Annotated in this window: 11 protein-coding genes; 7 read left to right on the top strand and 4 right to left on the bottom strand. The window is 47.2% G+C overall.

Annotation, left to right across the window (positions count from 1 at the left end; all coding sequences use genetic code 11):
- Positions 1–52: 52 nt before the first annotated feature.
- Positions 53–655, top strand: a complete 603-nt coding sequence (locus VT06_RS11230; RefSeq protein WP_052750233.1) for a superoxide dismutase family protein — start codon at positions 53–55, stop codon at positions 653–655.
- A gap of 104 nt (positions 656–759) precedes the next feature.
- Here the strand turns inward: VT06_RS11230 and gppA are convergent, their stop codons facing one another.
- Both gppA and rhlB read right to left on the bottom strand, forming a co-directional pair.
- Entirely contained in the window at positions 760–2,319 is a 1,560-nt protein-coding gene (gppA, locus tag VT06_RS11225) for a guanosine-5'-triphosphate,3'-diphosphate diphosphatase (protein ID WP_082122505.1), read from the bottom strand.
- A complete protein-coding gene (gene rhlB / locus VT06_RS11220) occupies positions 2,285–3,571 on the bottom strand; it encodes an ATP-dependent RNA helicase RhlB (protein ID WP_046554404.1) in 1,287 nt (428 codons plus the stop codon). Before rhlB ends, gppA begins: the two co-directional genes overlap by 35 nt.
- A 101-nt stretch (positions 3,572–3,672) precedes the next feature.
- Here rhlB and trxA point away from each other — a divergent pair, with 101 nt between their 5' ends.
- The 3 genes from trxA (at position 3,673) to VT06_RS11205 (ending at position 6,848) form a co-directional block, all read left to right on the top strand.
- Positions 3,673–3,999, top strand: a complete 327-nt coding sequence (gene trxA, locus VT06_RS11215) for a thioredoxin TrxA (protein WP_046554403.1) — start codon at positions 3,673–3,675, stop codon at positions 3,997–3,999.
- Between the two features lie 191 nt (positions 4,000–4,190).
- Positions 4,191–5,456, top strand: a complete 1,266-nt coding sequence (rho, locus tag VT06_RS11210; protein WP_046554402.1) for a transcription termination factor Rho — start codon at positions 4,191–4,193, stop codon at positions 5,454–5,456.
- A 96-nt stretch (positions 5,457–5,552) separates the two neighbouring features.
- Entirely contained in the window at positions 5,553–6,848 is a 1,296-nt protein-coding gene (locus tag VT06_RS11205; RefSeq protein WP_046554401.1) for an NAD(P)/FAD-dependent oxidoreductase, read from the top strand.
- 70 nt (positions 6,849–6,918) lie between these two features.
- Here VT06_RS11205 and deoA read toward each other — a convergent pair whose 3' ends face one another.
- The gene (deoA, locus tag VT06_RS11200) at positions 6,919–8,235 is read right to left on the bottom strand and encodes a thymidine phosphorylase (RefSeq protein WP_046554400.1); all 1,317 of its coding nucleotides are present in this window, start codon (positions 8,233–8,235) and stop codon (positions 6,919–6,921) included.
- A 2-nt stretch (positions 8,236–8,237) separates the two neighbouring features.
- Positions 8,238–8,669: a cytidine deaminase gene (locus tag VT06_RS11195; RefSeq protein ID WP_046554399.1), complete on the bottom strand. Its 432-nt coding sequence runs from the start codon at positions 8,667–8,669 to the stop codon at positions 8,238–8,240.
- 170 nt (positions 8,670–8,839) lie between these two features.
- On the opposite strand from VT06_RS11195, the gene VT06_RS11190 reads away from it, so the two are divergent.
- The 3 genes from VT06_RS11190 to VT06_RS17820 all read left to right on the top strand — a co-directional run bounded on the left by VT06_RS11190 (position 8,840) and on the right by VT06_RS17820 (position 10,860).
- Complete coding sequence (locus VT06_RS11190; protein WP_046554398.1) at positions 8,840–9,727, top strand: LysR substrate-binding domain-containing protein; 888 nt, start codon at positions 8,840–8,842, stop codon at positions 9,725–9,727.
- A 198-nt stretch (positions 9,728–9,925) separates the two neighbouring features.
- Positions 9,926–10,450: a hypothetical protein gene (locus tag VT06_RS11185; protein ID WP_046554397.1), complete on the top strand. Its 525-nt coding sequence runs from the start codon at positions 9,926–9,928 to the stop codon at positions 10,448–10,450.
- Between the two features lie 233 nt (positions 10,451–10,683).
- Entirely contained in the window at positions 10,684–10,860 is a 177-nt protein-coding gene (locus VT06_RS17820; RefSeq protein WP_255353039.1) for an ATP-binding protein, read from the top strand.
- Positions 10,861–10,896: the final 36 nt, after the last annotated feature.

Here is a 10,896-nt window from a genome sequence, read left to right as displayed (position 1 = left end):
TGTTAATCGTGTTAGTGATATCGTTCTTGACAATACATAAAGGGAGTAAATGATGAAAATACGGACACTATCTTTACCAATATTCGCTGCGGGCATGCTGCTAGGCTGTAACCCAACGCCGGCACCGCCAGTTTCGCCAAACAATAACGTGACAACGTTACCTGAGACAACGGCCAACCTCGGTTCAATGTCTAACAGCACCACGGTGGCCATGGATAAGGTCTCGGCTGACGGTGTAGGTGAAAACATTGGTGTTATTACCGTTTATGAAGACACTGATGGTGTAACGTTTAGATTCGCCTTAACCGGTTTTTCTGAAGGTGAATATGGTTTTCATGTACATCAGAACCCTAGCTGTGAGCCTGCTATGAATGGCGACGCCATGCAAGCTGCTGGCGCAGCCGGTGGCCATTATGATCCAGAAAACATCCAATTGCATATGGGGCCAACCGGACAAGGTCATCATGGCGACTTGGCAATGCTGCGGGTAGACAACAATGGCGTTCAACATGAAGTAACCAGTACGCGGCTAAAACTTAGTCAGTTACAAAACCGCTCTTTAGTTGTGCACCAGCAAGTCGATGATTATAAAACAGACCCTGCCGGCAACAGTGGCCCGCGTATCGCGTGCGGTGTAATAAAATATAGTGAATAGCAGATAAAGCTGATAGCGCACTGCTTAACAATATTGCAAGTGCGCTACCAGCAAATATTACATGCCGCACCGGTAATACTTGCTTTAACCAGTCACAATGCTGCCTAATTTAATACCAACTGCCAACCTGCCTGAAACTGATATTGTACTTCCAGCTCCAGTTCGGCGCGCATTAAAGGATGCTGTTCCAGCCAATTAGCCGGCATATGCAAACTAAGCGTTTCGGCTTTGGTGGTTATTTTTACTTCTGGCAGTACTTCATGCCGGCGGCGCATCGACAAAATGACTGCCAGTCGTAATATCCGGGTTAACCTTACGGTTAACAATACAGAAGTCATCGTTTGGCGGGCTATCACCTCGCGGCTAATATCAGCCCGATGGTTGTAAACCAGAGCCATCACCAATTGTTGCTGAGCGCGGGTAAAACCGGGTAAGTCTGAGTGGTTAATAATATAAGCGCCATGATGATGATGATTTTTATATTCAATTAACAAGCCAAGCTCATGTAACAACGCGCCAGCCTGTAACATGCTCTGGCCTTCAAATTTATGCAAATCCCAGCGGCTTTGCAGCTGAGTAGCTAGCTCAACAGCCATATCCGCTACCCGCTCAGCATGTTGCTGGTCAATAAAGTAGCGCACCATCAAGCTGGAAACCGTACGATTACGAACATTACTATGTTGCAATTGCGGCAACATGCTATATAACACACCTTCGCGTAACGCGCCGCCAGACAGGGTCATACCATTGATGGCTAGCACTCTAAATAGCGCAATCAGAATAGCCAGCCCAGACGCAAAAACCTGTTTACGCTCTTGTGCCAAACCAACAATATTAAGTTGCGTAACCGGGCCACAGGCCATTGCTTGCTGCATAATATCTTCAAGTTTACCCAAGGTAATCACTTCATCTTTACCCTGAGCGACCAAAATTTCCTGCATCGCCTGCACCGTACCTGATGCACCCACTGCTATTTGCCAACCCTTAGCTAAAAAACTACTGTTTATAGTTTTCACTTGTTGCTCGGCAGCAAAAATAGCTTGTGCAAAATTATCTTCACTTAACTCGCCGTCACTAAAATAGCGTTCTAAATAAGTCACACACCCCATATTTAAACTGGCTAACAGCTCAGGCGTAAAACCACAGCCAATAACCACTTCTGTGCTGGCGCCGCCAACATCAATGACTAACCGGTTGGTATCGCTATTTGAGGTATGAGCCACGCCCAGATAAATGATCCGCGCCTCATCTTCACCGCTAATTACCTGCACTTGCTGGCCCAGGATAACTTCGGCTTCTTTTAGAAAGGTTTTAACGTTTTGGGCTAGCCGCAGCGTGGCGGTGCCAACAATCCGGATATTTGAAGAAGGGATATCCTGCAGTCGCTCGGCAAACAATGCTAAGCATTCCCAGCCTCGTTTCATCGCTTTGCGACTCAGTACTAAATTATCATTTAAACCGGCAGCTAAACGGACTTTACGTTTAACCCGACCAATAACCTGCACCGAGCCCCCCACCACTTTAACCATCAGCATGTGAAAACTGTTGGAACCGAGATCGATCACCGCATAAATATCACTATGCGGTGATGTTTCAGTCACAGGCTTGACTGGTGCAACGACCTGAAAATTAGCGGGGTCGGCTGCGAGGGTTTCTTGGGCCATTACTGCTGCGTCCGGTGTTGCCACGACCAGGGCCAGTTCGCGCCTGGCCTGGACGGCGACGCACTCGTGGCTTTGGTATCGTTAAATCGTCAAGCAAAGCATTAGCATCGTACTGTGTTAATGTTATTGGATGCCGAATATAATCTTCAATAGCCGTTAAGTTGAGCGCATAGCGTTCGCAGGCAAAACTAATGGCTTTGCCGCTTTCGCCGGCGCGGCCCGTTCGGCCAATTCGATGCACATAATCTTCACAATCATCAGGTAAATCGAAATTAAACACATGACTCACTTTCGGTATATGTAAGCCACGGGCTGCTACATCAGTTGCCACCAAAATATCCAGTTTACCGGTAGTAAAGTCATCAAGGATCTTTAGCCGCTTCTTCTGAATAACATCGCCCGTTAACATGCCAACCCGGTGTCCGTCTGCTTCCAGCCAGGCGTATACATCTTCACAAACATGTTTAGTATTCGCAAACACAATGGCTTTATCTGGCCAATCTTCTTCCATCAGCGATAGCAGCAACTTCATTTTGTGTTCATGCGCCGGGTAAAACAATTCTTCACTAATTTGGCTGCCGGTCATTTCGTCTGGCGCCACATGAATATGTTCTGGCTGGTTCATTTTTTCAAATGCTAGTTCCTGTACCTTATAAGACAAGGTAGCAGAGAATAATAAACTTAAGCGCTCGGTTGCGGGTGGCATCCGGTTAAACATAAAACGGATATCTTTAATGAAGCCTAAATCAAACATCCTATCTGCTTCATCCAGCACCACAACTTGTATTTGACTTAAGTCATACAAGCCTTGCTTTAAATAGTCGATTAAACGGCCGGTAGTTCCAATTAAAATATCTACGCCTTGCTCTAATAATTGGCGTTGAGAATCGTAGCCCTCGCCTCCATATATTAGGCCAAGGCGCAAATTGGTTTTTTGAGCCAACATTATTGCATCATTGTGGATTTGGACAGCCAACTCCCGCGTAGGAGCCATAATAATGGCGCGTGGCTGACCTGAACCCTTCGGTTCATGATTAAGCAGATAATGAAAAGTTGCTGTTAGAAACGCCAGGGTTTTACCGGTACCGGTTTGGGCCTGACCCGCTATGTCTTTGCCAGCCAGTGCCAGGGGTAAACACTGGGCCTGAATTGGCGTACAATAGCTGTAACCTTGCGCAGCAAGTGCGTCAAGGATCTGTGGTGCCAATGCGAAATCGGCGAATTTATGTGATGTTAAGTGAGTTTTATTCATACCTGCCTAGCATAACTGTTACGCTTGCAATAAGAAACAGCCGCGTTTAAATTGAGAATACATTTTTGCAGTGTAACTGCACAGCCTAATCGGAGAAATAGATGAGTGAACATATTTTACAGGTTTCGGACGACAGTTTTGAAGCTGATGTTTTAAAAGCCGAAGTGCCAGTGTTGGTCGACTTCTGGGCAGAGTGGTGTGGCCCTTGTAAAATGATCGCACCTATTCTGGAAGATGTTGCGGTTGAATACAGCGGTAAGGTTAGTATTGCCAAAGTAAACATCGACCAAAACCCGAATACGCCACCTAAGTTTGGTATTCGTGGTATTCCAACCTTACTGCTGTTTAAAAATGGCCAAGTTGCTGCAACGAAAGTCGGCGCTTTATCAAAAACGCAATTAAAAGAGTTTTTAGACAGCAATATCTAAGTAACAAGATAAAAGGCGTATTTTTGTACGCCTTTTTGCTTTTAGCTGCTGGACGTACTAAACATCTACTGCTATTGTGTGGCTAAGCAAATATCTTAAACCACGCTTGTCTGTCGAATAAACCAACTTCCAAACTTTTATTGCCGAGCCGATAAGCATTTTCTGTTTTTACCAACAAGAACCCATCAACTATGCATTTAACAGAACTAAAACTGAAACCAATTAGCGAACTGGTTGATTTGGCCGAATCTATGGGCCAAGAAAACATGGCTCGCCTGCGCAAACAAGACATTATTTTCGCAATTTTAAAAGCCCATGCCAAAAATGGCGAAGAAATATTCGGCGCTGGCGTGCTGGAAATTTTGCAAGATGGTTTCGGTTTTCTTCGTTCATCAGACAGCTCTTACTTAGCCGGCCCGGATGACATTTACGTTTCACCAAGCCAAATTCGCCGCTTTAACTTGCGCACGGGTGACAGCATCTCTGGTTTAATTCGCCCGCCAAAAGAGGGCGAGCGCTACTTTGCTCTGCTAAAAGTTAACGAAGTCAACTTTGGCCGGCCAGAGCAAGCCCGCAACAAAATTTTATTTGAAAACCTAACCGCTCTGCATGCTAATTCGCGCTTAAGAATGGAACGCGGTAACGGCAGCCGGGAAGACATTACAGCCCGGATCCTTGATTTAGCCTCGCCAATAGGTCGTGGTCAGCGTGGTTTAATCGTGGCACCGCCTAAAGCGGGTAAAACCATTTTGCTACAAAACATTGCACAGTCTATTGCCGCCAACCATCCGGAATGTGTGTTAATGGTGTTGCTGATTGACGAGCGGCCAGAAGAAGTAACTGAAATGCAGCGCCTGGTAAAAGGCGAAGTTATTGCATCTACCTTTGATGAGCCGGCCAGCCGCCATGTTCAGGTTGCTGAAATGGTTATTGAAAAAGCCAAGCGACTGGTTGAGCATAAAAAAGACGTTATTATTCTGCTGGACTCTATCACCCGGCTGGCCCGCGCGTACAACACCGTTATTCCAAGCTCTGGCAAGGTATTAACCGGTGGTGTTGACGCTAACGCCCTGCATAAGCCAAAACGTTTTTTTGGTGCAGCACGGAATGTTGAAGAAGGCGGCAGCTTAACGATTATTGCCACCGCTTTAGTCGACACGGGTTCGAAAATGGATGAAGTCATTTACGAAGAGTTTAAAGGTACCGGCAATATGGAACTGCACTTATCGCGGAAAATTGCTGAACGCCGGATCTTCCCAGCTATCGAATTTAACCGTTCGGGTACCCGTCGGGAAGAGCTGCTGGCCTCACCGGAAGAACTACAAAAAATGTGGATTTTGCGTAAAATTCTGCATCCGATGGACGAAAGTGATTGCATGGAATTTTTAATCGATAAATTATTGATGACCAAAACCAACGATGAATTTTTCGACTCGATGAAGCGGCAAAAATCATAACCTACTAAACCGGCCTTCGTGCCGGTTTTTTTATAGTCGTTTTTTACGTTAGTACCGTGCAATCCGGTTTAAAAATAACAACAAGGAAAACGCAACATGACTCCCCCTCGCATCGTTATTATCGGCGGTGGTGCCGGCGGTCTCGAATTGGCTACCCGGCTTGGCAATAAACTTGGCCAAAAACAACGCGCTCAAGTCACCTTGGTAGACCAAAATCATACCCATATCTGGAAACCGTTGCTGCACGAAGTGGCTACCGGCACCTTAGATTATGAAATTGCTCAGTTAAGCTATCGGGCACATGCCAGAGCGCATCACTTTGAGTTTCAACTTGGCCGTTTTCTCAGTCTGAACCGGCAGCAGCAACAAATCATGCTGGCGCCGGTGTATGCCGATGATGGCGAACAAGTGTTAGCCAGCCGCGAACTCAGCTACGATTATCTGGTACTAGCTATCGGCAGTGTTTCTAATGATTTTAATACACCGGGTATTGCCAGTAACTGTATCTTTTTGGACAGCCCGGCTCAGGCTAAACGCTTTCATCGGCATTTGCTTGACGCCTATTTAAAATTAAACTCACCTGGCCATCCAAAAGATAAACTTAATATTGCCATTGTGGGTGGCGGTGCTACCGGCATTGAATTGGCGGCAGAGCTATATCATGCTGCGGCTGAATTAAATTTGTATGGCTTTGCTGACTTACGCAAAGACCGCTTAAATATCAATGTTATTGAAGCCGGCCCGCGTATTTTGCCAGCGTTGCCAGAACGCATTGCTGGGGCGGCACTAAAAGAGTTAAAAAAACTGGGGGTAACGGTTCGAACCGATACTAAGGTAACCTCAGCCGATAATCGTGGTTTGCATTTGGGCGAAGAATACCTGGAAGCTGAACTGAAAGTATGGGCAGCGGGTATTAAAGCACCCGATTTTTTAACCACCCTTGATGGTCTGGAAAATAATCGTATTAACCAGCTGCTGGTTAATACCCAGCTGCAAACTCAGCTTGACCCACGCATTTACGCTATTGGTGACTGTGCAGGCAGTAAAATGGCCAATGGCAACTGGGTGCCGCCCAGAGCACAATCGGCCCACCAAATGGCCAGCGTAGTAGCTTATAATATTATCGCCACCCTTAACCATAAACCGCTACGCGATTTTCAGTATAAAGATCATGGTTCACTAATCTCGTTAAGTCGCTTTGGCACGGTGGGCAATTTAATGGGTAATCTGGTTGGTGGCGCAATGATGATTGAAGGCCGGATTGCCCGGCTGGCCTATGTGTCATTGTACCGTATGCATCAAGTAGCGCTGCATGGCTGGCTAAAAATGCTGTTTATCTCAATGGTTGCCCGCATTAACCGCATTGTTAGGCCGCGGCTTAAGTTGCATTAAGCTACGCCCTTTATACGCTGCAGCCCTTGCCTGAGCTAGTCAGGCCAACTGCAGCGTTCACTAAAGCCAGCTAGCCAATAGTGGTATGTACCAGCGGTAAGTCTGTTACTGCATCTGGGTATACGGTTAAGCTGGCAAGGTACTCCTGAGCTGCAAAGGCGGCGGCGACAGTGCTGGCAGCATGCACTTTCGCCACCACATCACCTTGCTGTATTTTGGCACCGGCCGGCATAATATGGCTAAAGCCGACGGCCGGATCGATCTGCTGGCTGGGATGCGAGCGGCCCCCCCCCAAACGCACTACCGCCATGCCTAAGCCAACCGTATTATGATAGTGAAGATAACCGCTTTGCGTTGCCACGATATCCTGTACCACCGGTGCGCTGGCTAAATATTGCGCTGACTTTTCCAGTAAATTGGCCGGGCCACCTAACTCTGCCACCATTTTACTAAAAATCTCTGCCGCTTTACCTGAACTTAAACTGTATTCCAGCGCCGCTATAGCCTTGGCTTTATCATTATGCAACCCCCCCAGCATCAGCATATTGGCACCCAATTCCAGCGTTAACTGATGCAGCCGCGGCTCACGGTATTTACCGGTTAAATAATCCAGGGTTTCCATTACTTCCAGGGCATTACCCGCAGTACTGCCTAAAATCTGGTTCATATCGGTGATCAGCGCTCGGGTCGCTACTCCAGCCCCGGTAGCCGTATTAACAATACTGCTGGCTAATGCGCTGGCATCATTGGCGGTAGCCATAATGGCACCATTACCCACTTTTACGTCCATCACCAGTGCATCGAGGCCCTCAGACAGCTTTTTCGATAAAATTGAAGCAGTAATAAGCGGAATCGACTCTACCGTCGCGGTGACATCGCGAATACCATACAACCGGCGATCAGCCGGGGCTAGCTCATTGCTCTGGCCAACAATCACACAACCCAGTTGCGGCAGCAGCTGTTCAATCCGGCTTAAGCTTTGGGTGCAGCTATAACCCGGAATGCTTTCTAATTTATCTACCGTGCCACCGGTGTGGCCCAGGCCACGCCCGGCAATGCTTGGCATAAACGCGCCACAAGCAGCAACCATTGGCGCTAACATCAGGGTGACTTTGTCACCGACACCACCGGTGCTGTGTTTATCAACTACCGGCCCGTTCAGCCGGCCTTGCCAGTGTAAAACTTTACCAGAATCGCGCATCGCCAACGTTAACTGCACAATTTCGTCTACCGCCATGCCATTTAAATAAATGGCCATTGCTAAGGCGGCGGCCTGGCTATCGCTAAAGCTGTCATCGGTTAAACCCTGCACAAACTGATAAATGTCGGCCTGGCTTAATGGCTTGCCGTTACGTTTAGTTTTAATAATTTCCTGTGGAATGGCCATGGTTAGCTGTCCTTATTAATTTTTGCACTGGCGGCCAGATACATTGGCGTAAAGGCATCGGGTATCAGCAGTTGTACGTTCCAGCTTTGTTGCTCACCTAAATGGTTACTGCTGGTAATAGGGGCGTCTGGCTGAAAAAATTCAGCAATAACCTGGCGACACATACCACAGGGCGGGGTAAGATTACGCTGCGGGGTATACACCAATAAGGCGCTTAGCTTGCGCTCGCCAGCGACTACCGCAGCCGCAATGGCATTGCGCTCGGCACAAACGGTTGCGCCATACGAAGCGTTTTCGACATTACAGCCATAATAAATATTGCCACTTTCGGCTTGGACGGCCACACCAACCGGGAATTGACTATAAGGTGCATAGGCCTGCTCTGAGGCGGCTTTGGCGGCAGCATTAAGTGCTGCCCAATTAATTGCTGTCACGCGGGTTAACCTGCTAAATTACGGCTGTACAGTGTTGCCGCGAAACCGTTGCAGGTCAAGCCCGTTAGTTAAGCATACGTTTAGCAGGCGTAACGCACTGTAAATGTAACACTCTGTACGCTAAAGTAGTGTACTGCCAGCTCATCAACCCAACATCGGGTATATAAACCATGACTATCCATACGCCACTGCGTGGCTTGCGCTGTTTTTGCGTAGCTGCCGACTGTTTAAGTTTTAAAGAAACCGCCAAGCAGCTGTACTTAACGCCATCAGCGGTTAGTCATCAGATTAAGCAGCTAGAAGATAACTTAAACCTCAGTTTATTCGAGCGCAAAACCCGCGCCATTGTGCTTACCGAGACCGGCAAACGCTTTTATCAGCAAGTGCAGCCGTTATTGGCGCAGTTAGCTGATACCATTGCCGAGTTTAGCCAGGTAGAGCGGGTGCAGGAAGTGAGTATTTCGATGCCGGAATTTTTTGCCAGTGAGTTGTTTGTACACAAATTAATTGGCTGGTCCGCACAATATCCCACTATAAATTTAAAGCTGGAAACGGTTAAATCGCGCCGCGATAGCCCGAAATATACTGACTTATCCATTGAGTTATCCGGCAAACAGCCAGATGAAACACAGGCCTACGATTTATTCCCCATTAGCTATGTGCCGGCTTGCAACCCGAAGCTTTACGAGCAAATTCACGGCAAAAGTTATCGTGCACTGGAAAAAACCCCGCTTATTTTGCATCAGGCACGGCCACATGCCTGGCATCAATGGGCTGAGCATGTCGGTTACCATAACTTTAAACCGAAACAAATTATTCAGCTCGACAGCATGTTTAGCGTGGCCCGTGCGGCACAGCAGGGCTTAGGGGTGGCGCTTATTCCGCTGCCCATCAGCCAAAGCTGGTTTAGTAGCGGCAGCCTGGTAAGGCTGTTTGAACAAGAGCTGTTAAGCCGTGACCGTTACTATTTGGTGCGGCACGATGCCGATGCTAATCGGCCCGAAGTGCAGCTGTTAATTGACTGGGTATTAAACAGTTTTAAGCCAGCCCATCGCTAATGATCTGGCTCTATAACATATATATATGACAGCCACAGTGCGATTACAGGTTAATTTTTTTAACCTGTCAGTGTGATTTATCTCGTTTGTCAGGCCCGTTACCCTTGGCTAAAGTATGTCTGTCGCCGCAACACTTATTACCAGCAAACGTTTTACCAAAAAAGCCGGCGACCACATTAATCCAAGGGAGAATACGACATGACCTTCACAGCCAAAAAATTTGCTACCGTAGTGGCATTAAGCGTGCTGACTTCAAGTCCATTTCTCGCTTTCGCTGCGAGCAATGGTTACAAAATGGCGTTAATTGAAGATACCCCAGGCGTAACTACTATTCAGGCAGGCCAGTTAGTGCAAGGTATTAGCGAAGTGACCAACTATCGTGGGACAACAGCTGACAGCTTTTCATTGCAGATGAGCCTGTGTGTTGCCTACAGCCGCTTAAACCAAATTGACCAAGCGCAAAGTGCCTGCAGCAAGGCCGTGACGCTGGCACAAAGCACATCAGCCATGCCAGCCGACGCCAAGCGCGAAATGCGTGCACTGGCTTATAGTAACCGTGGCGTAATGCATGTGCTGGCCAGCGACAAAGTGGCCGCCTTAGACGACTTTAAACGCGCAGTATCGTTAAACGCTAACGCGATTAACCAGCACAACCTGGCGCGCTTAACGGCCGACATTAACGGCACAGAAACCCAGCAATTCGCTTATAACGCCGCAGAATAACCTGTTTTAATTGTAAACCGCTTTAACTGTTAAAAGTTTTACCCCGTTTTACCCTCGTCCTTTGCCCGGTTATGTTAGCCGGGCTTTTTTATACACGTAATTACTCAATAACTTGATGGATAATTTTGCTTTTTTAACGCTAAAACCTGTTCAGTAATGATTAAGCCAATGGCAATAAATAATGCTAAAAATATTTTTTCTAAGAACGCTTTTTCGCTTACCATCGACAAGTCTTGAAGAAAACTAGTTGCCCCATACGCGGCCAGATACCGGCAACCGATTGGTACAAACTCATCTCAAATCCAACGGTTGCTGATGCACTACTTGATAGACTATTACACAACAGCCACCGCGTAGAATTAGCAGGAGAATCGATGAGAAAACTAGACCAATCCGATCACTTAGCGTAAAAAGAGACTTGGCGAAAAAGAAGGTTATGAAGCGAT

This window comes from Arsukibacterium sp. MJ3, assembly GCF_000987765.1.
Lineage (GTDB): Bacteria > Pseudomonadota > Gammaproteobacteria > Enterobacterales > Alteromonadaceae > Alishewanella.
Note: the sequence above shows the minus strand (reverse complement) of the source record. Positions and strands in the feature narration are given on the sequence as shown.